Source organism: Psychroflexus torquis ATCC 700755, assembly GCF_000153485.2.
GTDB lineage: Bacteria > Bacteroidota > Bacteroidia > Flavobacteriales > Flavobacteriaceae > Psychroflexus > Psychroflexus torquis.
The window spans coordinates 1,138,024-1,162,408 of record NC_018721.1 but is presented as its reverse complement, the minus strand read 5'-3'; the positions used below and the strand labels follow the sequence as shown (position 1 = coordinate 1,162,408).

26 protein-coding genes are annotated in these 24,385 nt (G+C 35.5%); 23 read left to right on the top strand and 3 right to left on the bottom strand.

Going from position 1 to position 24,385, the window contains the following annotated elements; genetic code table 11:
* The first annotated feature begins 66 nt into the window (after positions 1-66).
* From thiL to bioA, 14 genes are all read left to right on the top strand, one after another.
* Positions 67-1,122: a thiamine-phosphate kinase gene (gene thiL, locus P700755_RS05130; protein WP_015023673.1), complete on the top strand. Its 1,056-nt coding sequence runs from the start codon at positions 67-69 to the stop codon at positions 1,120-1,122.
* A gap of 19 nt (positions 1,123-1,141) precedes the next feature.
* Positions 1,142-1,345: a putative signal transducing protein gene (locus tag P700755_RS05125; protein WP_015023672.1), complete on the top strand. Its 204-nt coding sequence runs from the start codon at positions 1,142-1,144 to the stop codon at positions 1,343-1,345.
* 90 nt (positions 1,346-1,435) lie between these two features.
* Positions 1,436-1,849, top strand: a complete 414-nt coding sequence (locus tag P700755_RS05120) for an OsmC family protein (RefSeq protein ID WP_015023671.1) — start codon at positions 1,436-1,438, stop codon at positions 1,847-1,849.
* 148 nt (positions 1,850-1,997) lie between these two features.
* Positions 1,998-4,304 (top strand): putative monovalent cation/H+ antiporter subunit A, encoded by a 2,307-nt coding sequence (locus P700755_RS05115; RefSeq protein WP_015023670.1) that lies wholly within the window; start codon positions 1,998-2,000, stop codon positions 4,302-4,304.
* Between the two features lies 1 nt (position 4,305).
* On the top strand, positions 4,306-4,719 hold the full coding sequence (locus P700755_RS05110) for a Na+/H+ antiporter subunit B (RefSeq protein WP_015023669.1): 414 nt from the start codon (positions 4,306-4,308) through the stop codon (positions 4,717-4,719).
* Positions 4,720-5,073, top strand: coding sequence for a Na+/H+ antiporter subunit C (locus P700755_RS05105; RefSeq protein ID WP_015023668.1), 354 nt, complete (start codon positions 4,720-4,722; stop codon positions 5,071-5,073).
* Positions 5,070-6,578 carry a proton-conducting transporter transmembrane domain-containing protein gene (locus P700755_RS05100; protein ID WP_015023667.1) on the top strand — a complete coding sequence of 503 codons (1,509 nt, stop codon included), beginning with the start codon at positions 5,070-5,072 and terminating at the stop codon, positions 6,576-6,578. The genes P700755_RS05105 and P700755_RS05100 overlap by 4 nt, the downstream gene beginning before the upstream one ends.
* Before the next feature lie 6 nt (positions 6,579-6,584).
* Positions 6,585-7,067: a Na+/H+ antiporter subunit E gene (locus tag P700755_RS05095; RefSeq protein ID WP_015023666.1), complete on the top strand. Its 483-nt coding sequence runs from the start codon at positions 6,585-6,587 to the stop codon at positions 7,065-7,067.
* Positions 7,064-7,339 carry a cation:proton antiporter gene (locus P700755_RS05090; RefSeq protein WP_015023665.1) on the top strand — a complete coding sequence of 92 codons (276 nt, stop codon included), beginning with the start codon at positions 7,064-7,066 and terminating at the stop codon, positions 7,337-7,339. The genes P700755_RS05095 and P700755_RS05090 overlap by 4 nt, the downstream gene beginning before the upstream one ends.
* Positions 7,332-7,733, top strand: coding sequence for a monovalent cation/H(+) antiporter subunit G (mnhG, locus tag P700755_RS05085; protein ID WP_015023664.1), 402 nt, complete (start codon positions 7,332-7,334; stop codon positions 7,731-7,733). Before P700755_RS05090 ends, mnhG begins: the two co-directional genes overlap by 8 nt.
* A complete protein-coding gene (locus tag P700755_RS05080; RefSeq protein WP_015023663.1) occupies positions 7,705-8,859 on the top strand; it encodes an aminotransferase class I/II-fold pyridoxal phosphate-dependent enzyme in 1,155 nt (384 codons plus the stop codon). The genes mnhG and P700755_RS05080 overlap by 29 nt, the downstream gene beginning before the upstream one ends.
* 4 nt (positions 8,860-8,863) lie before the next feature.
* Positions 8,864-9,952, top strand: a complete 1,089-nt coding sequence (locus tag P700755_RS05075; RefSeq protein ID WP_015023662.1) for a carboxypeptidase-like regulatory domain-containing protein — start codon at positions 8,864-8,866, stop codon at positions 9,950-9,952.
* Positions 9,945-10,568 (top strand): dethiobiotin synthase, encoded by a 624-nt coding sequence (gene bioD / locus P700755_RS05070; protein WP_015023661.1) that lies wholly within the window; start codon positions 9,945-9,947, stop codon positions 10,566-10,568. Before P700755_RS05075 ends, bioD begins: the two co-directional genes overlap by 8 nt.
* A 66-nt stretch (positions 10,569-10,634) precedes the next feature.
* The gene (bioA, locus tag P700755_RS05065; protein ID WP_015023660.1) at positions 10,635-11,963 is read left to right on the top strand and encodes an adenosylmethionine--8-amino-7-oxononanoate transaminase; all 1,329 of its coding nucleotides are present in this window, start codon (positions 10,635-10,637) and stop codon (positions 11,961-11,963) included.
* Positions 11,964-12,176: 213 nt separating this feature from the next.
* On the opposite strand, the gene P700755_RS05060 is transcribed toward bioA, so the two are convergent.
* Positions 12,177-12,821, bottom strand: coding sequence for a porin family protein (locus P700755_RS05060; RefSeq protein WP_041758626.1), 645 nt, complete (start codon positions 12,819-12,821; stop codon positions 12,177-12,179).
* 176 nt (positions 12,822-12,997) lie between these two features.
* Here P700755_RS05060 and P700755_RS05055 point away from each other — a divergent pair, with 176 nt between their 5' ends.
* From P700755_RS05055 to P700755_RS05040, 4 genes are all read left to right on the top strand, one after another.
* Positions 12,998-13,552: a YeeE/YedE family protein gene (locus P700755_RS05055; RefSeq protein ID WP_015023658.1), complete on the top strand. Its 555-nt coding sequence runs from the start codon at positions 12,998-13,000 to the stop codon at positions 13,550-13,552.
* A 4-nt stretch (positions 13,553-13,556) separates the two neighbouring features.
* Entirely contained in the window at positions 13,557-13,970 is a 414-nt protein-coding gene (locus P700755_RS05050) for a DUF6691 family protein (RefSeq protein WP_015023657.1), read from the top strand.
* A gap of 142 nt (positions 13,971-14,112) precedes the next feature.
* Positions 14,113-16,599, top strand: coding sequence for a zinc-dependent metalloprotease (locus P700755_RS05045; RefSeq protein WP_015023656.1), 2,487 nt, complete (start codon positions 14,113-14,115; stop codon positions 16,597-16,599).
* 87 nt (positions 16,600-16,686) lie between these two features.
* The gene (locus P700755_RS05040) at positions 16,687-17,319 is read left to right on the top strand and encodes a hypothetical protein (RefSeq protein WP_015023655.1); all 633 of its coding nucleotides are present in this window, start codon (positions 16,687-16,689) and stop codon (positions 17,317-17,319) included.
* Between the two features lie 14 nt (positions 17,320-17,333).
* Here P700755_RS05040 and P700755_RS05035 read toward each other — a convergent pair whose 3' ends face one another.
* Positions 17,334-18,566, bottom strand: a complete 1,233-nt coding sequence (locus P700755_RS05035; RefSeq protein WP_015023654.1) for a serine hydrolase domain-containing protein — start codon at positions 18,564-18,566, stop codon at positions 17,334-17,336.
* A 200-nt stretch (positions 18,567-18,766) separates the two neighbouring features.
* Positions 18,767-19,495, bottom strand: a complete 729-nt coding sequence (locus P700755_RS05030) for a phenylalanine-4-hydroxylase PhhA (RefSeq protein WP_015023653.1) — start codon at positions 19,493-19,495, stop codon at positions 18,767-18,769.
* Positions 19,496-19,749: 254 nt separating this feature from the next.
* Here P700755_RS05030 and P700755_RS05025 point away from each other — a divergent pair, with 254 nt between their 5' ends.
* The 5 genes from P700755_RS05025 to serS all read left to right on the top strand — a co-directional run bounded on the left by P700755_RS05025 (position 19,750) and on the right by serS (position 24,274).
* Positions 19,750-20,757, top strand: coding sequence for a Gfo/Idh/MocA family protein (locus tag P700755_RS05025; RefSeq protein ID WP_015023652.1), 1,008 nt, complete (start codon positions 19,750-19,752; stop codon positions 20,755-20,757).
* A 165-nt stretch (positions 20,758-20,922) separates the two neighbouring features.
* Positions 20,923-21,183 carry a heavy-metal-associated domain-containing protein gene (locus tag P700755_RS05020; protein ID WP_015023651.1) on the top strand — a complete coding sequence of 87 codons (261 nt, stop codon included), beginning with the start codon at positions 20,923-20,925 and terminating at the stop codon, positions 21,181-21,183.
* A gap of 109 nt (positions 21,184-21,292) precedes the next feature.
* Positions 21,293-22,144 carry a J domain-containing protein gene (locus P700755_RS05015; protein ID WP_015023650.1) on the top strand — a complete coding sequence of 284 codons (852 nt, stop codon included), beginning with the start codon at positions 21,293-21,295 and terminating at the stop codon, positions 22,142-22,144.
* Positions 22,141-22,437: a chaperone modulator CbpM gene (locus tag P700755_RS05010; protein WP_015023649.1), complete on the top strand. Its 297-nt coding sequence runs from the start codon at positions 22,141-22,143 to the stop codon at positions 22,435-22,437. Before P700755_RS05015 ends, P700755_RS05010 begins: the two co-directional genes overlap by 4 nt.
* A gap of 565 nt (positions 22,438-23,002) precedes the next feature.
* Positions 23,003-24,274: a serine--tRNA ligase gene (gene serS / locus P700755_RS05005; protein ID WP_015023648.1), complete on the top strand. Its 1,272-nt coding sequence runs from the start codon at positions 23,003-23,005 to the stop codon at positions 24,272-24,274.
* Positions 24,275-24,385: the final 111 nt, after the last annotated feature.

The window sequence follows — 24,385 nt, the reverse complement described above, 5'->3', positions numbered from 1 at the left end:
CACTGCTTGAAATATACTGTCCTTCTCAATTCCTTTGAGTAACTTTGCACCCAAACTGAAAATGTTATGTTTCAAAATACAAAAGAGAGTAAAACCAAATTATCAGAACTTGGTGAGTTTGGTTTAATAGACCACTTGACCCAATTTTTTAAAATTAAGCAAACCTCAACTGTCACTAGTATCGGTGATGATGCAGCAGTTTTAAAACACGATAAGCATACAGTGGTGACTACAGATCTTTTGGTAGAAGGCGTTCATTTCGATCTCGCCTACATGCCCTTAAAACACTTAGGCTATAAGGCTGTTATGGTAAACTTATCTGACGTGTATGCTATGAATGCAAAAGCAGAGCAGATTACAGTTTCTATTGCTTGTTCCAATCGCTTTACAGTGGAAGCCTTGGAAGAGTTGTATAGTGGAATTGCGACAGCCGCAGAGTTGTACGATGTAGATGTTGTTGGTGGAGACACCACTTCTGCTATAAAAGGGTTAACGATAAGCGTTACGGCGATTGGTCAAGCCGAAAAAGAGGATATCACCTATAGAAGTGGTGCCAAACCTAATGATTTACTTGTCGTCTCAGGTGATCTAGGAGGTGCTTTTTTAGGGTTAAAGGTGTTGCAAAGAGAAAATGAGGTGTTTAAAGTGAACCCAGACGCTCAGCCAGATCTCGAGAAATACAATTATATAGTAGAGCGGCAATTAAAGCCTGAAGCGAGAAAAGATATTGTAGAACTGTTAGCTGCTTTGGAGGTAAAACCGACTTCTATGATTGACATTAGTGATGGATTATCTTCAGAGTTAATGCACTTATGCAAACACTCTAAAGTTGGTGCCAACCTGTTTGAAGATAAACTTCCTCTTGATCCAATGTGCATTTCAACTTGCGAAGAGTTTAAGTTGGATTCTACTACAGTGGTTCTCAATGGAGGGGAAGATTACGAGCTTTTATTTACGGTAGATCAAAATGATTTTAAAAAAATAAAAGCGAACCCACATTTAACGATTATCGGTCATATGGCTGAACAAACCGAAGGGATTCATCTCATTTCTAGGATGAATACTAAAATCCCAATTAAGGCTAGAGGCTGGAACGGGATGAATGAGGAGGACGAAGATTAGAAACTAAATTTTAGAACTTATGGAAATTAAAATATTTACAACAACGTCTAAAGTAGAATTAATGGGAATTAAGAACCTGTTGATGTCGGAGGATATAGACTGTTTTGAAAAAGATAAAATGGACAGCTCCTACGCTGGTATTTTTGGTCAGTATGAACTCTTTGTTTCTAAAAATAATGAAGACCAGGCTAAAGCGATTATTGAGAAATTTCAAAAAAGCTAGTAGGTTTTAAAGTTGTTACTTAGGTTAATGTTATTTGAAAATCTAGTGAGATAAGTGATTATTTTTTAATTTTCAAAAAAATTAAAAGTTATGAAAAGACATGCAAAAGCAATTTGGGAAGGCAGCATTAAAGAAGGTAAAGGAAGCCTCTCTTCACAGAGCGGTATTTTGAACCATACACCTTATTCTTTTAAGTCTAGATTTGAAGATGGAAAAGGGACAAATCCTGAAGAATTAATCGCAGCTGCTCACGCGGGATGTTTTTCAATGCAATTGTCCGCTTTTTTAACAGAGGAGGGGTATACTCCTAATAGTCTTGAAACTAAAGGGGAAATTACTCTTAAAGAGGGGTCCATTACAAATTCTCATCTCACACTTGTAGCTAAAATACCAGAAATTAGTCAAGAGAAATTCGATAGTTTAGTTGAAAAAGCTGAAAAAAATCGCCCAATCTCTAAGCTTTTATCTACTGAAATTTCAGTAGATGCTGCTTTAGTTCAGTAACAGAAATGATTATCTATAAAAATGCTGTTGAAAAGGTAAACAGCATTTTTATTTAGGTTTTGCTCTATGTAAATTCACTTAGAGCTTTTCTTATTTGAGATAGACTCTTCATCAATAAACGATATATTTGTCATAAATAATTTTACACATGCTAGAAGCAGTACTTTTAGGATTTTTGTTTTCTTTATTTTTAGTATTTTCAGGCTCTTATCTTAGAGGCAGACTTGCTGTATTGTCTTCGTTAATCCCGTTGAGTCTTTTTATTTATTTCTCCACATTCATCAGTGAAATAGCTGATGGTAAAGTTATTTACGAAATTCACGAATGGGTCCCCAGTTTTGGAGTGAATCTTAGCTTTACCTTAGACGGGTTGTCACTTTTATTTGCTTTAATGATTACGGGTGTAGGCACCATGGTCTTCGTATATTCCTCTGCTTATCTAAAAGATCATAAATATTTAGACCGGTTTTATGGATACCTGAGCCTTTTTATGGCAGCAATGCTTGGCTTAGTTCTGTCAGACAACCTGATGTCTATGTTTATTTTTTGGGAGCTAACGAGCATCTCCTCCTTTTATTTAATCGGTTTTAACAACGATAAAGAGGATTCTAGAAAATCTGCATTAATTGCTCTTGGTGTAACTGGTATTGGAGGATTAATGCTCTTAGGTGGGGCTATTCTTCTTGGAGATGTTGCTGGAACCTATCGTATTTCCGAAATGCTATCTTCAAGAGAAGCCATAGCCGATAGTTCGCATTATGTTTTAATCCTAATCTTTATATTTAGTGCTGCTTTCACTAAATCTGCTCAGTTTCCATTCCATTTCTGGTTACCTGAAGCGATGAAGGCTCCAACACCGGTGTCTACCTATTTGCATTCTGCAACGATGGTAAAGGCAGGAGTTTATTTATTATTCAGAATGACCCCTGTTTTAAATGGTGCAGAAATTTGGCATACCGTATTGATTGTAGTGGGGGGAATTACGATGATTTACTCTGCCATCCATATTATCTTTAGAACAGATCTCAAAGGAATTTTAGCCTATTCAACTATCGCAGCATTAGGAATTTTGGTTTTTTTGATTGGAATTGGTACCCAAGCAGCTCTTGTCGCCGCAGCAGTTTTTATTGTGGTTCACGCTCTCTATAAAGCTTCTTTATTTTTGATTACCGGCATTATAGATCATGAAACAGGGACCAGAGATGTAACTCAACTTGCAGGTCTTAGAAAAGTCATGCTGCCCGTAGCTATAGCTGGCTTTATCGCTGCACTCATTAGTGGTGGTGTTCCGCCTACTTTGGGTTTTGTAGGGAAAGACTTAATTTATGAATCTACTTTGCATTTTAAAGATAATGCGATCTTACTCACCATTATAGCTCTATCCACAAACGTGTTATTGTTTTATGCTGGTTTTGTAGCAGGAATAAAGCCTTTTATGGGTAAACTACCCAAAAAGTTTGAAAAAATTCGATTACCAAGTCCCTTGATGTGGGTTCCACCTCTTATAATGACTTCTGCTGGATTGGTATTCGGTCTTTTTCCTGGTCTTATTGAAACCGCTGTAGCAAAGCCTATTGCAATGACACAAGCGCTTCAGTTCGAGGACTTCCACCTTAAACTATGGCATGGCTTTAATCCAATTCTTGCGCTTAGTGCTACTACACTTATCTTGGGTACTGTTTTATATTTTGTTTTGAAACCTAAGCATTCACTGGAGGTTACCATCGCAAAACTTGATCCAATAGCACCCAAAACACTGCTAATAAACCTTTCTGAGGGTTTCGCCGTGTTTTCTAAATTCTGGACTAATTTTTTTCAGACAGGTTATTTAAGACATTATCTTTTTATAGTTGTAAGCTTTCTTATTTTGCTTTTGGGATATTTAATCTTTTCAGACTTCTCTCTAAGTATAGACACCTCTTCGCTTACGGAATTGACCATTTATGAGATTTCAATTTTGATAATGTTACTTTTAGGTGTTTTATATACTGTTTTTACCAAATCTAGGTTAGCGGCTGTAGCTTCTTTGGGAGTAGTAGGTCTATCTTTCAGTTTGTTATTTTTATTTTATAGTGCACCAGACTTAGCGATGACTCAATTTTCTGTAGATACCCTTACTGTTATTTTATTTGTTTTGGTACTTTACAAATTACCTAAATACTTGAATCTATCTGATATTCGACTTAGGATTAAACACGGTATAATCTCCATAAGCTTTGGTGTCTTAATTACGATTCTTATCCTAAAAGTTTTAAGTGAACCTAAAAACACCGAAGTCACAGAATTCTATGCTGAAAATGCCTATAAGTTAGCACACGGTAAAAATATAGTCAATGTTATTTTGGTAGATTTCAGAGGGACAGATACGATGATAGAAATTTCAGTCCTTATAGTAGCGGCCTTAGGAGTTTTTGGATTGCTTAAATTGAAGCTAAAGACAAAAGACAAAAAATAATATGAGGACATTAATTTTAAAATCAGCATCTAGTTACTTGCTTCCGGTATTATTAATATTCTCTGTGTTTATTTTACTTAGAGGTCATTATTTGCCAGGGGGAGGATTTGTAGGTGGTCTCGTTGCCGCGATTGCTTTTGTTTTGCATGCTTTTTCCCATGGATTGGATAAAACGAGAACCATATTAAAATTGCATCCAGGGTTTTTAATGCCATTGGGTCTTTTAGTGGCTTTCTTAAGTGGAATTGCTCCAATGGTTTTTTCAGATTTGCCTTTTATGACCGGACTTTGGGCGGAAAATCCAATACCAGTTATCGGCGCAATTGGGTCAGCGTTATTTTTTGACCTTGGAGTATATCTAGTCGTGATAGGAGCGTCCTTAACGATCATTTTTACAATTTCAGAATCTGCTTAAATGGAAATACTCTTAGCAATTATTACTGGGGTTTTGTATGCGTCTGGTATTTATATGATTATGCGTCGAAGCATGGTGAAACTTATTCTGGGTATCATCCTTCTTGGAAATGGAGTGAACTTATTGATCTTTGTTTTAGGTCGCATCACCAAAGGGAAGCCTCCAATTATAGATTCTGCAGAAAAAGTTTTAGAAGGAGTTTATGCAGATCCAATTCCACAAGCCTTAATACTCACAGCCATAGTCATTAGTTTTGGGTTACAAGCCTTTGCTATTATACTTATGAAGCGAACTTTTAAAGTCCTTAAAACAGACGATTTAGACCAACTTAATACTACAGACGAAGATTCATGACAAACGATATCATTATACTACCATTAGTGGTTCACCTGTTTTTCAGCATCGTATTGATGTTTTTCTGGAACAAAGTGGATTTTCAAAAAATCTTTAGCGTAGTTGCCAATTTTATAGCTCTACTTGTCGCCATTTGGGTTTTTGTTTTTGTGTATAATAACGGGACACAAGTGGTGCAATCGGGAAATTGGGAAGCGCCTTTTGGAATTGTATTCGTGGGAGATATGTTGGCGGCGACTTTGGTTTTACTCACCGCTATTGCAGGTTTTGCAGTATCTATATTTTCTACGATATCTGTTATAAGAGCTAGATTGAGATTTGGGTATTTCAGTGTGTTTCATTTCTTGCTCTTAGGGCTTAACGGAGCCTTTTTAACTGGAGATATATTTAACTTATATGTGTGGTTTGAGATTATTATTATCAGTTCTTTCGTCTTGATAAGCATAGGAGGAGAAAAAAATCAATTGGAAGGTGCTGTTAAATATTTTGCACTTAATTTCTTTGCGTCTATGATTTTTTTGACGGCTCTGGGAGTTTTGTATGGTTTGGTTGGGACTTTGAATATGGCAGATATTTCATTGAAGATTGCTGAAGTCCAAAATAGGAACTTAGTGGAAATAAGCGCTGTTTTGTTTCTGGTTGGTTTTGGGATTAAATCGGCGATATTTCCTCTGTACTTTTGGCTTCCTGCCTCTTATCACACCCCGCCATCGGCAGTTTCTGCAATATTTGCAGGACTGCTTACCAAAGTTGGAGTTTATGCTTTAATACGTGTTTTTACACTGATTTATGGAGGAGATGGGTTTTTGAATACCTTGCTCTTAACCCTCGCTATCATGACTATTTTTAGTGGTGGTGTTGGGGCTATTGTTCAAAATAATATCAAGAAGGTATTCATGTACTTTATCATTTGTCATATTGGGTTTATGATTGGAGGTTTAGCCTTATTTACTGAAGTTGCTATGGCAGGGGTTATCTTTTATCTCATTCACGATATCATCATCAAAACGAATTTATTTCTGATAAGCGGTTTGATTTATAGAATTAAAGCTACAAACAACATGAAGAAACTAGGTGGTTTGTACGCCAATTATCCCAAGTTGAGTTTACTCATGGCAATTCCATTATTTTCACTTATTGGGATACCTCCGCTATCGGGGTATTGGCCTAAAATTTCATTGATTTTAGCAAGTTTAAATGCAGAACAATATTGGTTCTTTGGAGCTTTAATCTTTGGAAGTTTAATCACTCTTATAGTTATTGCTAAGCTTTGGTCGGAGGTTTTCTGGAAAGATCAACCAAAATTAAGTCTTCCCAAAAAGTTTATTTATTTTGACCAACTCAGGCTGGGACAAAAATTCACCTTTATATTCCCTGTGGCTTTTCTAACTTTTGTAACTTTATATATTGGATTTGGAGCGGAACACATTCAACAGTTGTCTCAGAGAATAGCTTCAGAATTAATAAATAACGAATTATATATAGACGCTGTTTTAAAAAGATAAGTCAAAATGAAAAGTAAATTTTTATCTAACATTTTGTTGACTCTTATTTGGGTATTTTTGACTGGTGGTTACGAGTTCAATAATTTCCTCTTTGGATTTATTTTGAGTTTTATTATCCTTTGGATTTTAAGTGGAGCGGATGATAAAAACAGCAAAAAATATTTTAAGATCATTCCAAGGATCATTTCATTCATCTTCTTTTTTCTCTGGGAACTCACCAAAGCAAATATTCAAGTAGCCTACGAAGTCAGTACCCCAAAATTCAATATGAAGCCTGGCATTGTTGCCGTCCCTTTGGACGCCAAAACAGATTTGGAAATTACTCTTTTAGCAAATTTGATAACGCTTACACCAGGGACACTTGCTTTAGATGTCTCTACAGACCGCAGTGTGCTTTATATTCATGCAATGTATGTAGAAGATAAACAAGTATTTATAGCAGATATTAAGACAGGATTTGAGAAACGCTTATTAGAAATATTACGATGAACGTACACGATTTTTTATATTATATCATTTTACCAATCCTTTCCATTTCTTCACTTTTGGTTTTTGTGAGGTTTTTTAAAGGGCCTAGCATTGTAGATCGTGTTGTTGCTTTAGATTTATTAATTACTATTGGAATTGGTATTATAGCGATTTATAGTGTTATAAGCGATAAACCAACATTCCTTGACATTTCTCTGGTTCTGGCTCTAATTGCTTTTTTAGGAACCGTAGCCTTTGCATATTACTTAGAAAAACGAAATAAAAATGATTGATATCCTAATTTGCATCACTTCTGGACTTGGAGCACTTTTTGTTCTCCTAGCAGCTGTTGGCACTTTAAGAATGCCAGATCAATATCTTAGAATTTCAGTCAACACCAAGGCGGCAACTCTTGGTGTTGGATTATTACTGGTTTCTGCTGCTCTATTCTTTTTAGAAATTTCAGTGTTTACACGTGTAATTACTGTAATTATATTTATCTTAATCACGGCTCCTGTTGGAGCACACCTTATAGGTAGAACCTCTTATTTTATAGGAAATGAGCTATGGGGTAACTCTGTTATTGATGATTTGAAAGGTAAATACAATAAATCTACCCACGAATTAAAAGGAGAAGATAAAGAAAATGAAAGTGAAAATGAAAAAGATTCAATCCCTAAAACTTAAATTTCCTAAGACTTTACAAAAGAAAATTGATAAACGTAAACACGAAGGATCTTTCCGAAAGCTTAAGATTTCAGATCCAACCTTAGTTGATTTTTCTTCAAACGATTACTTAGGTTTTTCTAAAAAACAAAGTATTTCTGAATTTGCTGAAGATAAACTTAAAGAGTATTCCAGTGAGCTTCATGGAGCCAATGGCTCAAGATTGCTTTCTGGAAATTATCCTTTAATCAAAGATTTTGAAATCTACTTAGCCAAGCAATATGATGCTGAAAGTGCCTTGGTCTTTAACTCAGGTTATGATGCTAATTTAGGTCTTATTTCATCAGTTGCGCAACCTCATGATTTGATTCTATATGATGAGTTGAGTCATGCCTCTATAAGAGACGGCATTTCGTTGAGTCCAGCTCGTTCCTATAAGTTTAAGCATAATAATCTAAAAGATTTGGAAGCTAAACTTTCCAAATTTCAAAATAAATTTGAAACCATTTATGTTATTACAGAGCATGTTTTTTCAATGGATGGCGATGAAGTAGAGGTAGAGGCAGCCATAGAGGTTTGTGAAACTTATGGGGCTTGCTTTATTTTGGATGAAGCTCACGCTATAGGGACGTTGACAAATACAGGGTACAGAGATTATGGGAATAAGATCTTTGCTCGAATTATTACTTTTGGTAAATCGTTTGGATCCCACGGCGCTTTTATAGTGGGCTCTAAAGATTTACAAGATTACTTGATCAATTTTGCTAAAAGCTTTATTTATACCACTGCTCCAAGTCAAGATACCATAGCTAGAAACTGGGCAGCTCATGACTATTTGAGAACGGAACCGCAAGATTTTGAAAGCTTAAGGTCTATTATCTCTTATTTTTTAGACACTTTAAAGACCCATAATTTAGCGAGCTATTTTATAGAAAGCAATTCGGCCATTCAATCCTGTGTGATTGGAGGGAACCAAAAGGTAAAGACAATTTCAAATCAACTTCAGGCAGAAGGATTCGATGTGAGAGCCATCTTATCACCAACAGTCCCAGAAGGGAAAGAGCGTTTACGCTTTTGTCTACACAGTTATAATACAGAAGTTGAAATTTCAAAAAGCCTAAGTAAATTATCAAAACTTTTAAATTAGACTTATGAAATTCTTTTTTGCAAGTAGTGCATTTTTACTTTGTTATCTATTGCATGCACAAGAAATCAAAGGGAAAATTGTAGATGATAAAGATAATAGTCTATCTGGGGCTACTATTTATTTTGATGGAAGTACAGTTGGTACTCTAAGTAGAGGAGATGGAACTTTCGCTATTGAGTATAAAGAACAATCCAACCTTACACTAGTCATAAGATTTTTAGGCTTTAAAACATATTACCTACCCAACCCAGATCCAAAATCGACTTATGAGATAACCTTAACTCCTAAAGAAAATCAATTAGATGAAGTCGTTTTGGATGCATCCCCTTTTACTCGAGAGGAAATGCTAAGAGCTTTCAAACGCGATTTTCTAGGAAGAACCAAAGCTGGAAGAAGAGCCTCTATTTTAAATGAAGATGATATTCGTTTTTATTACGATATAGAGGAGAAAAGCCTTTATGCATCAGCTAGGCAACCCATTGAAGTGATAAATAAAGAATTGGGTTACAAAGTAGAATTTGATCTCGTAGATTTCATTTCAGATTTTTATAGAGTATCTCTGGATAAGGATGATCAAAAAACCAATTATTTTGGAGGAACCTCTTTTTTTGAAAATATAGCAGAAGAAGATCGAAGAATAAAAAAGAAACGCTTAAAAGCTTATAAAGGGTCTTCCTTGCATTTTTTTAAAAGCTTATGCTCAGGTCAGTTGGAAGAAGACAAATTTCAACTCTTTCATAAGAGTTTTCAAGTGTCAGCTTCAAGTGTTTTTGAAATTAAAAAAGTAAAACGAAAGGTGCGTTCATCCCAAGTTCTTAAAGCGGAAACTTATGAAGATAGTTATGAAATTACTATTCTAGGAAATGATTTTGAAAACCTGAATATTGACAGTACTTCACTCAAAAAAAAATTCCAAAAAAAGGTATCTTTACTTCTTAAAAACAACCGTTCCGATATCACTTTCAAGACCAAAGTCTTTTATGTGGATGATTACGGAAATCACACGCAAATCAGCACTATTTTATTTTCTGGAGACATGAGTAAGGGTAGACTCGGAAACATGCTTCCTACAAATTATCAACCACATGACTAACACATATTTTATTACTGGGATCGGCACTGAAGTCGGTAAAACAATAATTTCAGCAGTAGTGACTGAAGCTCTTCAGGCAGATTATTTTAAACCCATACAAGCAGGAGAATTGGAGTATTCTGATACTGATAAAGTCAAGGCTTTAATTTCGAACTCTAAATCGAAATTTTTCAATAACGCCTATGCTTTGAAAACACCTATGAGTCCACATGCCGCAGCAGAGATTGATGAGGTCACCATCGATCTGAAATCTATAAGTAGGCCAAAAACCCAAAACCATTTGGTGATTGAGGGTGCGGGAGGCTTAATGGTACCCTTAAATGACAAAGATTGTATCATCGATTTAATTGAAAAAACAGATAAAATTATCTTGGTTTCCAGACATTACTTAGGAAGTATTAATCACACATTACTTTCAGTAGAAGCTTTAAAAAACCGGGGGTTTTCTAATATAGGTATCCTTTTTAATGGAAATGAACATCCAACTACTGAGCGTATTATTTTAGAAAAAACTCAACTCCTTTGCCTGGGACGTATCCCAGAAGAAAGCCAAATTTCAAAAGAAATTATTTTAAAGCATGCGAAACGTTTAAAGCTAAATTTAGAAAATTTTTAATTCATCTGGATTAGATTCAGAAGAGTGAATACTTAGCCTCCTTAACTTTGCAATACATACAAGACTATGAAACTTTTTGGGAAGTCTCTTACATTACCTTTTACCAAGCCTTCTATTTCTAAACGGGACCAAAAGTATATTTGGCACCCTCTTACTCAGCATAAATTAAACCCAGAACTCCTAGCGATAAAATCGGCTAAAGGAGCGATTTTAAAAGATGAATCTGGTAAAACCTATATAGACGCTATCGCTTCTTGGTACACAAGTATGTATGGCCATTGCCACCCTGAAATTGTAAAAAAGGTAAAGGCTCAAATGGACACTTTAGATCAGGTGGTTTTTAGTGGTTTTACCCATGAACCCGCAGTAGAATTGTCTGAGAAATTGATGGAGATTTTACCTAAAAACCAAAGCAAACTTTTTTTTAATGATAATGGCTCTACGGCAACAGAGATTGGTATAAAAATGGCTCTACAGTACCATCATAACCAAGGAAACGACCGTAAAGTCATGTTAGCTTTGGAAGATGGATTTCATGGCGATACATTTGGAGCCATGTCGGTCTCCAGTTTATCTGTCTATAATGGCGCTTTCGAAGATCATTTTATAAAAGTGATTAGACTCCCTAAGCCAGATGGTCAAAATAATGCTGAGGTCACTAAGCAATTGAAGTCGATTTTAAAAGAAAATACCATTGCAGGCTTTATCTACGAACCTTTGGTGCAAGGAGCTGCTGCCATGAAGACATACGACCTTAAAGGATTAGAGGAGATTTTGAAACTGTGTAAAGCTCAGGATGTGATTTGCGTTGCCGATGAGGTCATGACAGGTTTTGGAAAAACAGGTAAGCATTTTGCTTCAGACTACTTATCACAAAAACCCGATGTTATGTGTTTAAGTAAAGCCCTATCCGCCGGTATGGTGGGTATGGGAATTACAAGCTGTACCAAAAAAGTATACAAAGCCTTTTATGCCGATGACCTCGCCAAAGGTTTGTTTCATGGTCATACCTATACTGGAAATCCTTTAGCTTGTTCTGCTGCTATTGCAGGCATTGAACTCCTTCAATCTCAAGAGATCCAAGAATCTATCAAAACAATTATGAGTCTCAATCAACTGTTTGCTGATAAAATGCGTAAGCATCCTATGGTTGGGGAGGTGAGACAGATTGGGGTAATCCTAGCTTTAGATCTAAATCTGGAAATGGAGCGCTACGGGAATGCTCGCGATGAAATGTTTCAATTTTTTATGAGTAAAGGGATCTTTTTAAGACCTCTGGGAAAAACCATTTATATTCTACCTCCTTATATAATTACAGAAGCGCAGTTGGCCAAGATATATGCTGTGATTGAAGATTACCTCAGTATTATAGAAGAAAGAGCTCTTAAAGTTTGATGAGTCTGAGGGATTTCCTTAAAATAGATTCTAGACTTGAGAGAATTGAATTGATTAAAATCTTGGTTTTTTTGTTTAGTTTAAAAATAAATTCAGGAATTCTAAGATAAAAAAAAGACCCAGTTTTTATTTTGCTAATTAAAAACAGGCTTAACTATTTTCGGCTATACTTAGAATAAAAAAGGCTTAAAAGCTATATGCTCTTATAATTAATTAAAACACAAAACCTACAGAAAAGCTCCAAACTTCATTGAACTGGTCACCTGGAAGGTCTTTGTCGATGTCGTTTATACTTTTTTCGTAGCGGGCTTGTATCATAAAATTTTGACTGAGCTTATAGCGCAACCCCCCTAATAAACCTAGTTCCAGACTTTCATACCTACTAGTTTGGTCTATCGTTTCAGTTACACTATCTAACTGGCCAGAGTCATTTATAGATCTTGTTTCTTCTTCTTCTTCAGCATTTACCAAATAACCAACTTGCACACCACCTTCTATCCAAAGTTCTTCAATAAGGTTATAACTTACTAACACAGGTAAATTAATATATTGCATTCTGGTGAGACTCTTAATCTCATCAATATTTTCATCTTCTTCAACATTAAATCTTTCTGAAAACCCTTGCTCAGAATAGATCAACTCAGCTTGTAAACCTAGCTTAGGTAAGATTTTATATAAACCATATCCTCCTATATTCATGGAAGCTTTTGTATCGTAGTTTGAAACTTTATCCCCATCCCCAGAGATACTCGATAAATTGACACCTCCTTTAAACCCGTATTCAAAATACTCTTGTTGAGCATGTGAAGTTATAGTGACTAATAACAAGGTTACAATAGCTGATAATGAAAGTTTCATAATAAAAAATTTTTGAATAAAAATAGACTTTTTTAAGGATTTGTAAATCCTCATTAATTCAATTTTAACCTTGCAGTGTTTTAGCTTAAGTTACAAGATTTCGATTTGAAAAATGAGTAACTTTTGTTACAATAAAACGACTATTTATAGCTTTAATTTGCATAAAATATTTAATTATGGAATGGATCATGAACCCTTGGCCTTGGTATGTTTCTGGGCCTCTTATCGCTTTAGTTATGTTTGCTTTGCTATTTGTAGGTAAGCAATTTGGGATGTCTTCCAATTTAAGAACAGCCTGTTCTATTGGAGGAGCTAGTAAAGCATCAGATTTTTTTGATTTTGATTGGAAAAAAGAACGCTGGAATCTCATTGTGGTTTTAGGAGCTATCATTGGAGGGTTCGTATCAGCTAATTACTTGTCTGATAATACAGTCAATATCAATCCTGATGTCGTTATTAAACTGGAATCTTATGGAATTAACAGTGCTGGAGAATCGTATTTGCCCACTGAGATTTTTGGCGATGAAAGTTTGAGCGATCCTAAAATTCTAGCCGTTTTACTAATAGGCGGATTTCTAGTTGGTTTTGGATCTCGGTATGCTGGGGGATGTACTTCTGGGCATGCTATTTCTGGTTTAAGCAATTTGCAACTTCCTTCATTAATTGCAGTAATTGGATTTTTTATTGGAGGATTAATCATGATTAATTTTATTTATCCCTTAATTTTTTAAGCATATGAAAACCTTAGTTTATTTAATTATAGGTGTCTTTTTTGGTATTGTCATGTACAAATCTGAAGCAGCGTCTTGGTTTAGAATTTATGAAATGTTTGAATTTGGGTCTTTCCATATGTATGGTATTATAGGCTCTGCTCTAGCCATAGGAGTAATGGGCACTCAGATTATAAAACGCCGAAACATCAAAGCTTTAGGAGGACAAGACATGCAACTAAACCCTAAAGCAATGAGTATACCACGTTATTTATTCGGCGGAATCTTATTCGGATTGGGTTGGGCCCTTGCGGGTGCTTGTCCTGGCCCCATGTATGTTCTCGCCGGAGCGGGTTATGGTTCCATTCTAATAGTGATTTTTGGTGCGCTTGGAGGTACATTTATTTATGGACTCCTCAGAAACAAACTTCCGCACTAATATTAAAAACTATTTAATACTGAAAAGCTTCGTTTTTTAACGAAGCTTTTTTTTGGAGAAGGTTTAAACTTTTTCTAGTTTAAGTAGTCCTACTTAATAAAGCTGAATAGCTCAGTTTTACTGACTCATTATTAAATCAACTATGTTCAAAAAAATACTGTACTACACGTGTGTAGCAGGAATGCTAGTTTCGATGTCATCATGTTCTATCCTTCAGGGTAAAAAAGATGATAAGTCTGCTTCTCAATCCAAGGAAAAGTCCAAAAATGGTATTAAACCTTACGGCAAAATCATTACGAAAAAGGCTAAAACTGATGAAGGATTATTTACTGTTCATAAGGTAGATGAAGATTACTTTTTCGAAATCCCAGACTCGCTTTTCAATAGAGAGATGTTAATGGTAACTCGTATTGCTCAAACTGCTCAAGGCATGGGTTTTGGTGGAGGAAAGCAAAACGAACAAGTATTGCGCTGGCAACGTAAAGGTGACAAAGTTAATCTTAGAGTTGTTTCCTACGATATTGCAGCGGCAGATTCTTTACCTATTTATGAAGCGGTAGTGAATTCCAATTTTGAACCCATTTTATATTCTTTTGATGTAAAAGCTTACAAAAAGGATTCTATTTTTAATACAACGGTTATAGATGTTACAGATTTATTTCAGAAAGATGTCGAAGCTATTGGTTTGCAAAGTAGACGAAGAAAACCTTATAAAATTTCTAGACTAGATGATAGTCGTTCTTATATAGATACGATAAGAAGTTATCCTGAAAACATAGAGATTAGACACGTCAAAACTTACAATGCAGGCAAACCACCTTCCAATTCTAGTACGGGTTCGGTTTCATTGAAATTTAGTAACTCAATGGTCTTATTGCCAAAAGAACCTATGAGACGACGTTATTTCGACCAACGTGTAGGTTGGTTTACAAGTAATCAAACAGATTATGGTTTAGATAATCAAAAGTCTGAAACGGTAGAGTATTTAGACCGTTACCGTCTTGAGGTGAAAGATGAAAATCTTGAGAGGTTCAAAAATGGCGAGTTAGTCGAACCCAAAGAACAGATTATTTATTACATAGACAGAGCTACTCCAGAAAAATGGAGAAAATATATTAAACAAGGGATAGAAGATTGGCAAGTGGCCTTTGAAGCTGCTGGCTTCAAAAATGCTATTATTGCTATGGATCCTCCTACAAAAGAAGAAGATCCAGATTGGAGTCCTGAGGATGTTAGGTATTCTGTAGTGAGATATCTAGCTTCTCCAATACCAAATGCGAACGGACCTCATGTGAGTGATCCAAGGTCTGGGGAAATCTTGGAATCGGATATCAATTGGTACCACAATGTGATGACTTTGCTTCGCAATTGGTTCTTTGTGCAAACTGCAGCAATCAATCCAGAGGCCAGAGGTGTTGAGTTTAAAGATGAGGTAATGGGACGTTTAATTCGTTTTGTATCGTCTCATGAAGTTGGACACACCCTTGGACTTCCTCACAACATGGGAAGTAGTGTAGCTTACGGTGTTGAGGACTTAAGAAGTCCAGAATTCACTAAAGAATTTGGTACAGCTCCTTCCATTATGGATTATGCGAGATTTAATTATATCGCTCAACCTGGTGATGGAGATGTATCTTTAATGCCTAACGTTGGACCTTATGATAAGTATTCAATTGCTTGGGGATATAGACCTATTTTGGACAAAACACCAGAAGAGGAAAAAGAAGTTCTTAACCGATGGATCTTAGAAAAAGCGGGGGATCCTATCTATAGATTTGGAAAACAACAATCTGGAGGTGTGATCGATCCAAGTTCACAAACTGAAGATCTTGGTGATGATTCGATGGAAGCCAGTACTTATGGTATTGAAAATCTTAAAAGAATTGTTCCAAACTTAATAGAGTGGACTGCAGAAGATGGTAAAAACTACGAAGACTTAGAAGATCTATACAACCAAGTTTATGGACAGTATAACCGTTATATGGGCCATGTTGCAGCTAATATTGGGGGTGTTTACGAAATCTATAAAACTTACGATCAAGAGGGCGATGTTTATACACACGCGCCAAGAGATAAGCAAGTAAGAGCTATGGAATTTCTTCAAGCAGAATTGTTTGAAACTCCAGAATGGTTGATCGATACAGACATTTTCAACAAAATACAATTTGACGGCTATCTTGAAAAAATAAAAAGCTACCAGGAAAGAGCTTTAAATAATGTTCTAGACTTTGGTCGTTTCGCAAGAATGATGGAAAACGAAGAGTTAAACGATGATGCGTATACCATTGTAGAAATGATGGAAAATTTAAGAACTGGTCTTTTCAGTGAATTGAGACGTGGAGAAGACATCAGTAGAATTCGTAGAAACCTTCAGAGAGCTTATATTGGAAGGATGCATGAGCTTATGACAGAAGAGCAATCTAGTATTCCTGCTCAATTCAGAAGTTACATCAACCGAAGTAATATCGATGTGGAGACTAGTGATATTAGACCTCTTGTAAGAGCAGAGTTAACTACTTTGCAAGTAGATATGAGAAGAGCAATCAATAGAACTAGAGATACAATGACAAGATACCATCTGCAAGATGCAGTAGAGCGAATTGAAAAAATTATCAATCCAGATGCTTAATTAGGTAGTGATTCAAATTTTAAAAGCCACTTTTATAAAGTGGCTTTTTTTGTGTCGTATCTTTATTTTTGTAAAAAATAAATTATCATGAAATACTTATTTTTTGCCTTTTTGGTAACTACTATAATCGCTTGTCAAGATTCTTCTAAGCCTAAAACCAAAAAGACTAAAACCGAAATTGTGACAGAAGCAAATTCAGTAAAAATTGTCAACCAAGAGTTTTGTAATAGGCTCTCCAAATTGAAAGGAAAAGCTTTTCAAGGTAAAGTTTTGGAAGCTCCAGAGGGAGATGATTTTAGAGGAAAAGACTTAGTTATGCATGTGTTGGATGTTAAGGATGAAAAGATCTATATTTCTTTCAATGTAGGTGAAAACCGATCAAGAACTTGGATTTTATCCAAAACTAAAATTGGAATAGAGCTTAAGCATGATCATCGTAAAGAAGATGGAAGAGAAGATGAAGTCACCATGTATGGTGGAGTAACACCAAACAGTGGATATGATAATTTAGCTATGTTTCCGGCTGACCAAGAAACCGTAGATTTATTGCCTGGAACGGCCACTAATTTATGGTGGATCACCGTGGACGATGGACAATTTACTTATAACTTAAGGCGAATAGGTTCGCCAATTAAATTTTCTATAGGTTTTGATTTGGAGTCACCAATCGATGTTCCAAAACGGTCTTGGGGGTGGGAGAATTATGAAATTGAAAAATAAGGTAAGACTAAGTTTTAAAGGATTAATTCTTTTTCATCATCCTTAACCTCAGTTCGCTGCTCAGCAGTGTGAATAAAGTCTTTTGCTTTTTTGACTAAATAGTCTTGGAAGTAATGCTTTTGTTTATTTTGTGTATGAGTCATCACAATGATCACAAGATCATCTTTTGGGTGAAATTCTATGCCATTTCTAAATCCATCCCACAAACCATTGTGGAAAATAACCTCTTCACCACTTTTGTGTTCAAGTCTAAACCCCATCCCATAACTTTTGTTTTTGCCATTTTCATTTCTACCAAACATCAAGTCAACACTATTTTTATTTACTATTTTACCATTTTTTAAATCCCGAAACCACACGAATAAATCTTTTGCAGAGGCATAAATTCCTTTGTCTCCCATGGCATTATTATGAAAACCTTCAGGGAGTTCAATAAAAGAGCGTCTATAGGATTGGTAACCGTCCAGAATGACATCCTCATTTCTGTCGTGTTTGTCGACAAAAGTTTCATCCAAACAAAGTGGTAATAAAAACTCTTCTTCAATAAATTTTCCAAGATTGAGTTGAGTTATTTGCTCAACGATAGCTCCTAAAACAACGTAACCGGTATTGCTATAACTAAAATATCGACCCGCAGGAAAATTGAGTCTTGGTGCGTTGGTGTTAATTAAATCTACAACCTCCAGATTGTTGGGGGCAATATCTTTTTCCCAATACTTTTCCGTTAAATACATGTAGTTCCAAAGTCCAGACCTATGCTTTAATAAATCTCGAATGGTCACTTTTTCAAATTTAAAACCTGGCAAATAGGTAGACACAGATTGATCGATGTCCAAACGTTTTTCTTGGTATAATTTTAGAATAGCCGCTGCTGTATATTGTTTACTCACCGATGCCAACTGGTAAGACATATTTGGCTCCATTGGAGTTTTTGTAATAGGATTCTTGTAGCCAAAATCTTCTTCATATAAAATTTGATCCTTGTAGGCGACAATAACAGATCCACTTATGCTGTTGCGTTTAGCTCTCTTCTGAATTTGGTCCTCAAAAACGTTAAGTTCTGGAGAAAACAGTGAATTATAATCTACTACCGGCACTTTAGGAATGGGATCAGTCACTTCTGAGTTATCTGAAGGCATGGTTTCAAAATTGCTAAAGGCAAAGTTTTGAAACATGGTATAAGTAATCATTCCTAAGATGGATCCTAAAACAAATAGTTTTGTGACAAGCTTTGAGTTGAACTTCATTAATTAATGTAATAACTTCATTTATAATGCAAAATATTATACATTATTGCTATAAATTATTTGACTTACAATTTTAACCAATTAAAATATAACTTAGAACTAAAACTCAGGATTATAACGGGATTTTATAATTTCATTCTTATTTCCTTGCTAAGGATGAAAAAGTCAACTTAGTTTTGTCTTTAAACTATCTTATATGTTTACTCCGCTAGTATGGTTTCGTTATTCCAAACATCAGCAAGAGCTTTTAAAGAGTCAAATAGTATTTCAAAAGAAGAAATTACATAATAATCTTCTTGCATAATATCTGTTCTAAATTCTTTTTCAATAATAGCTTGAATAGAATAGTCTATAAAATTAGCTTTTTGTTCATGGATCTGATTAGTCTCTCCAGAGGAAGATAAAATACCAGCACCATAGGATTGGATACTCCCCTGCTCTTTTATGACTCCAAATTCTATTGTAAACCAGTAAAGGCGTTGTAATTGTATGAGTTTTTCAGTGTCTCCTAGAAATTGACATCCCAATTTTCCAAACTCACACACAAATTCTGAAAATACAGGGTCGCTTAATAAAGGGACATGACCAAAAATATCATGAAACACGTCTGGTTCTTCTAGGTAGTCTAAACTGTCTTTTGAACGCAACCAAGTGGAGGAGCAGAACTTTCGTTCGGCAAGCAATTTGAAAAACTCTTCTACAGGAATCAGCCCAGGGACTACTTGCAATTCCCACTGAGTTTCGGTTTTAAACCATGAATTGATCTTTTCAAAATCAGGGATTTCGTCGGCATTTAAAACAGGAGACATATGCTCTAAAGCATCGATATAAGATTTGGAAGCTTTGCCTGGTATATTTTCTTTTTGTCTATTAAATAGGGTATTCCAAACCCATAAATCGTCTTTGGTGTATTTAGACATGTCTTGCATAGCAATTCGTTTTAAAATAAAAATCCCGATTCAATTGAATCGGGATTTAATTAAGGTGTAAATATATTATACCATTAACCGATTCTAAAATTTAGAAGTGGTTGATAGTAATAGAATGTATTTGTATTATTCATGAACTCAAAATTAAATATAAAATGGATAGTGGCAAAATCAACAAGTGTTAAACTGCAGCTATAGAGTGATTTTAATTTTAGACGCTATTCACGATCAATTCATGTTATTGTTTTAATTTTATGAAAAATCAGATCATGATGTTACGACCATACCGTTGGGGAATTTTAGGTTTAGGACGAATTGCGCACAAAGTTGCCTCAGATATAACGCAGATAGAAGGTGCTATTCTTTATGCTGTAGCCTCAAGATCACTGGAAAAAGCTAAGGGTTTTGCTGGTGACTTTAAAGCTGAAAAAGCTTATGGTTCTTATATCGATTTGGCTAAAGACCCAGAGGTTGATATTATATATGTTGCTACACCACATGTTTTCCATTTTGAAAATGTCTTACTAGGACTCCAACACCATAAAGCCGTTTTGTGTGAGAAACCAATAGCGATGAATGTAGATCAATTGAGCCGCTTGATTTCTGAAGCAAAGCGCACTAATAGGTTCCTGATGGAAGGTCTCTGGACCAATTTTATGCCTCATCTTCAAAAAGTCTATGACCTTACTCAAAAGGAAACTTATGGGAAATGCTTGAAAATTGAAGCAGATTTCTCTTTTAAAGCTGAATTTAATACCGAAGCTCGCCTATTTAATAAAGCTCTAGGCGGTGGAGCCCTTCTGGATATTGGGATTTATCCCGTGTATTTGGCTTTAAAGCTTTTAGGGTTGCCACAGGATATCAAGGCAACCGCTCAGTTTTCTAAAACAGGCGTAGATGTTTCCAATACAATACACTTTCAATATCCTAGTGGAGCAGTGGCAAAGCTGTCTTCTAGTTTTGCTAAAACAACACCTTCCAAGGCTAAAGTTTATTTTGAAAAGGCTAGCGTAGAATTTGGATCTAGATTTCATAATACCGATCAACTTACCATTACTACTAAAGCTGGAGAAGAGCATCTAGACTTTCATTATTTACCAAATGGTTTTCAATTTGAGATTGAACATGTTCATGATTGTCTAGATCGAGGTCTTACACAAAGTCCTGAAATGTCTCTTAAGTCTTCTTTAGAGTTACTTCAAACATTAGATACTATTAGGAAGCAAATAGGACTTAGGTATAAGGAAGATTTAGACCATTAGAGGCGAAGCTTTTTAAGCCTCACTTACTTAAGATTGGCTAAAGTTAATACCATATAGGCGTTCACTTGAGTATTATTGGTTAATTTAGAGGAGCAAGAGACTTCCAAGAAAGCCTTTGATAAAAGGAAACCATGTTTTAAGAACTAATACTAAAACGTTAAGGAAATGAGCTTATTATCAGACAATATTATCCCAGGAAATCGTGGAAAATATTTTGAAACTAATGCTACGTCACGTAATGATATAGCGAAAATTAAGGAGGCGGTTTTAAAGGTTCCTGGCATAAAGGATGTAATTATGAATGAAGATAAGTTCCCTAGAGAATTTAAAATTCATACCTCTTCAATGGTCGCTGTAAAAGATATTGAAGATGCTGTCCTTAAGATAGGCTTTCATGCCATTTCCAAATCTTTATTTGAATTATAGACGTCAATAGGGAGGTAAGTTATATTGAGATAATTACTAAAAAAGTAGTACCTTTTACATGATGCTGGTTTCCAGTATTTAAAAAGATATAATTACAACTTAGCATAGAATGGCATACATCAATTACTACAAGATACTTGGAATTGAAAAAAGCGCGACGGAAAGCGAAATCAAAAAAGCTTATCGCAAAATGGCTCGTAAATATCATCCAGATCTGAATCCCAACGACAAGGAGGCTGAAACAAAGTTTAAGCAAATCAATGAAGCTAATGAAGTTTTGAGTCATCCAGAAAGCCGAAAGAAATATGACACGCATGGCAAGGATTGGAAGCATGCAGGAGACTTCAATAATGCCAGGCAACAGCAGTATAGTGGTGATTACTCTGACTTTTTTGAGTCTATGTTTGGGGGTCGATCAGCTGGCAGTAGAGGAGGGTCTGGGGTTGGTTTTCGAGGTCAGGATTACAATACAGAACTACAGCTTGATTTAAAAGAGGTTTACATTACCACTAAGCGAACACTTACTATAAATGGAAAAAACATTCGTCTAACCATTCCTGCAGGTGTCAAAAATGAGCAGCAAATTAAAATAAAAGGACAAGGCGGGGATGGTATAAATGGTGGCCCTAAGGGGGATTTATATATCAAATTCTCTATAGAGAACTCCACAGAATTTAAAAGAAATCGCAACGACCTTTACAAAACTGTAGATCTTGATTTGTACTCCGCTATCCTTGGTGGTGAGCTCACCGTAGAAACTTTAGATAGCAAAGTGAAACTGAAAGTGAAGCCAGAAACTCAAAACGGTGCCAAAGTAAAACTCAAAGGGAAAGGATTTCCAGTCTATAAAAAAGAAGGTGAGTTTGGAGATTTATATATCACCTATAATTTGAAACTGCCTACTCAACTTACGACTGAGGAAAATGAATTGTTTAATGAGCTCCAAAACTTACGCTTATGATAAATCTAGAGAGTCTTATTCCCCTTCAACAGTTATGTGTGTATTACGATATCGAAATGTCGTTTTTGATCAATTTGAATAATTTCGATTTAATTGAAATTAGAACCATAGAGCACTCTCAGTATGTGCATAAGGATTATGTCGTTCATATTGAAAAAATGATTAGAATGCATCACGAACTCGATATCAATATGGAAGGGATTGATACTGTTTTTAATTTATTGAAAAAGATAGAAACTTTGCAAGAAGAGCTTATAACTACCAAAAACAAGCTAAGGTTATATGAAGAATGACTGTTTTTAAAAGTTAGACTGTTTTTAGGGTAGGCTAATAATAAATAAGTCATAAATCCTTATTCATTATTATACCAATAATGTCGTAATAATTCGTTTTACCAAAACGAATTAGGCACAGGTTTTTTTTACTTGTTTTTTATCGAAAATAACTCAATTTATTTATACGGCATTATAAATTTAATTTGGTAAGATCTAGTAGAAACAAAATTTTACAAAACCCCAGAAGACGCAGAAGCCTATTTTAATCTGAAAAATCATGTGATTAAAAGCACGATTTGGGCACTTATGATGGGGATAGTGACTTCTTTAGTTATCGCCTACTCTTTAAAGGCGAAATCCAAAAAAACAGACGGATAGGAAATTCATATCTCTAATCCCTATAATGTTGAGGTGATATTGAATGATATGTTCCTCAATACTATTTGTAACCTTTACTAATTTTACTCATTTTTTATTTGAGTTTTAAATTGCCAAAGAAGCTTGAATTGCTAAATTTGCAAGAAATAAGTAAAAATTATAGCGCCAGACCAGACGTTATAGTTTTTTGCAAAGCACAAGTATTATGTTGGAAGTTAAGCACATTCGAGCGCATCAAAAGGAGTACGTTCAAGCTCTTAAGAAAAGGAATTTTGAAGCGGATTCTGTTTTTGAAGCTATTTTAAATCTAGATGAGAGGAGACGCTCCACTCAAAAAAAGTTAGACGAAATTCTATTTGAATCCAACTCGCTTTCCAAAGAAATAGGTATGCTCTTTAAGTCAGGTGAGACCGAGAAAGCTAATGCTGCAAAGGAGAAAACAGCTGGGCTTAAAGAAGATTCTAAGCGTCTTGGTGAAGAGATGGGAGACGTAGCAACAGAGCTTCAGGCTTTGCTATATCAAGTCCCTAATATTCCACATCCCTCAGTCCCTGCTGGAAAAAGCGAAGAGGACAATGAAGAGATTTTTTCTGAAGGAGAAATCCCCATCTTATCCAAATCAGCTTTACCTCACTGGGAACTTGCCAAGAAATATGATATCATTGATTTCGAATTGGGCAATAAAATCACAGGGGCAGGATTTCCTGTTTATAAAGGTAAAGGTGCGCGTTTACAAAGAGCTTTAATTTCTTATTTCTTGGATAAAAATACCGAAGCCGGCTATAATGAAGTCCAAGTTCCACTTCTTGTCAACGAAGCTTCTGGCTATGGAACGGGTCAACTTCCAGATAAAGAAGGGCAGATGTATCACGTTGGAAATGATGACTTGTATTTGATCCCCACATCTGAAGTTCCTCTGACCAACATTTACCGTGATGATTTGCTTAATTTTAAGGACTTACCTATTCAATTAACGGCTTACACGCCTTGTTTTAGAAGGGAAGCAGGAAGTTATGGGGCACACGTTCGCGGTCTTAATCGCTTACACCAGTTCGATAAAGTAGAATTGGTAAACCTTGTGAAGCCTGATGACTCTTACCAAGTTTTGGACACTATGGTGGAGCACATCAAAACTATTTTAAGGGAATTAAAATTGCCCTATCGCATCTTGAGATTGTGTGGAGGTGATTTAGGATTTACGTCTGCATTAACTTTCGATTTTGAATTGTTTTCAACAGCTCAAGACCGTTGGTTGGAAATCTCCTCTGTATCCAATTTTGAGACCTTCCAGGCCAACCGTTTGAAGATTCGCTATAAAGATGCCGATAATAAAAAGGCTTTGATTCATACGCTTAACGGGAGTTCTTTGGCCTTGCCACGAGTTTTGGCAGGAATTCTAGAGAATTATCAAACCGATGAGGGTATTGTTATTCCCGAGGTGTTACGGCCCTATGCAGGCTTCGATAAGATTTCATAGGTTGAAATTACAAGTGCTAGTCACCTCATAGTAAAGAAATCTTTCTAAGATGTGATGACGCCCATAAATATTTCGGTAAATTTGAGAATGTTTTCGAAAACGCTCTATTTT

Coding starts and splice junctions, on each gene's coding strand:
- P700755_RS05080 (WP_015023663.1), top strand. CDS start 7,705: ATGAAAAAGATTCAATCCCTAAAACTTAAATTTCCTAAGACTTTACAA.
- bioD (WP_015023661.1), top strand. CDS start 9,945: ATGACTAACACATATTTTATTACTGGGATCGGCACTGAAGTCGGTAAA.
- P700755_RS05125 (WP_015023672.1), top strand. CDS start 1,142: ATGGAAATTAAAATATTTACAACAACGTCTAAAGTAGAATTAATGGGA.
- P700755_RS05055 (WP_015023658.1), top strand. CDS start 12,998: ATGGAATGGATCATGAACCCTTGGCCTTGGTATGTTTCTGGGCCTCTT.
- P700755_RS05105 (WP_015023668.1), top strand. CDS start 4,720: ATGGAAATACTCTTAGCAATTATTACTGGGGTTTTGTATGCGTCTGGT.
- P700755_RS05035 (WP_015023654.1), bottom strand. CDS start 18,566: ATGAAGTTCAACTCAAAGCTTGTCACAAAACTATTTGTTTTAGGATCC.
- P700755_RS05075 (WP_015023662.1), top strand. CDS start 8,864: ATGAAATTCTTTTTTGCAAGTAGTGCATTTTTACTTTGTTATCTATTG.
- P700755_RS05050 (WP_015023657.1), top strand. CDS start 13,557: ATGAAAACCTTAGTTTATTTAATTATAGGTGTCTTTTTTGGTATTGTC.
- P700755_RS05040 (WP_015023655.1), top strand. CDS start 16,687: ATGAAATACTTATTTTTTGCCTTTTTGGTAACTACTATAATCGCTTGT.
- P700755_RS05095 (WP_015023666.1), top strand. CDS start 6,585: ATGAAAAGTAAATTTTTATCTAACATTTTGTTGACTCTTATTTGGGTA.
- P700755_RS05060 (WP_041758626.1), bottom strand. CDS start 12,821: ATGAAACTTTCATTATCAGCTATTGTAACCTTGTTATTAGTCACTATA.
- bioA (WP_015023660.1), top strand. CDS start 10,635: ATGAAACTTTTTGGGAAGTCTCTTACATTACCTTTTACCAAGCCTTCT.
- P700755_RS05120 (WP_015023671.1), top strand. CDS start 1,436: ATGAAAAGACATGCAAAAGCAATTTGGGAAGGCAGCATTAAAGAAGGT.
- P700755_RS05015 (WP_015023650.1), top strand. CDS start 21,293: ATGGCATACATCAATTACTACAAGATACTTGGAATTGAAAAAAGCGCG.
- P700755_RS05030 (WP_015023653.1), bottom strand. CDS start 19,495: ATGCAAGACATGTCTAAATACACCAAAGACGATTTATGGGTTTGGAAT.
- P700755_RS05045 (WP_015023656.1), top strand. CDS start 14,113: ATGTTCAAAAAAATACTGTACTACACGTGTGTAGCAGGAATGCTAGTT.
- mnhG (WP_015023664.1), top strand. CDS start 7,332: ATGATTGATATCCTAATTTGCATCACTTCTGGACTTGGAGCACTTTTT.
- P700755_RS05025 (WP_015023652.1), top strand. CDS start 19,750: ATGAAAAATCAGATCATGATGTTACGACCATACCGTTGGGGAATTTTA.
- P700755_RS05010 (WP_015023649.1), top strand. CDS start 22,141: ATGATAAATCTAGAGAGTCTTATTCCCCTTCAACAGTTATGTGTGTAT.
- serS (WP_015023648.1), top strand. CDS start 23,003: ATGTTGGAAGTTAAGCACATTCGAGCGCATCAAAAGGAGTACGTTCAA.
- P700755_RS05090 (WP_015023665.1), top strand. CDS start 7,064: ATGAACGTACACGATTTTTTATATTATATCATTTTACCAATCCTTTCC.
- P700755_RS05100 (WP_015023667.1), top strand. CDS start 5,070: ATGACAAACGATATCATTATACTACCATTAGTGGTTCACCTGTTTTTC.
- P700755_RS05115 (WP_015023670.1), top strand. CDS start 1,998: ATGCTAGAAGCAGTACTTTTAGGATTTTTGTTTTCTTTATTTTTAGTA.
- P700755_RS05110 (WP_015023669.1), top strand. CDS start 4,306: ATGAGGACATTAATTTTAAAATCAGCATCTAGTTACTTGCTTCCGGTA.
- P700755_RS05020 (WP_015023651.1), top strand. CDS start 20,923: ATGAGCTTATTATCAGACAATATTATCCCAGGAAATCGTGGAAAATAT.
- thiL (WP_015023673.1), top strand. CDS start 67: ATGTTTCAAAATACAAAAGAGAGTAAAACCAAATTATCAGAACTTGGT.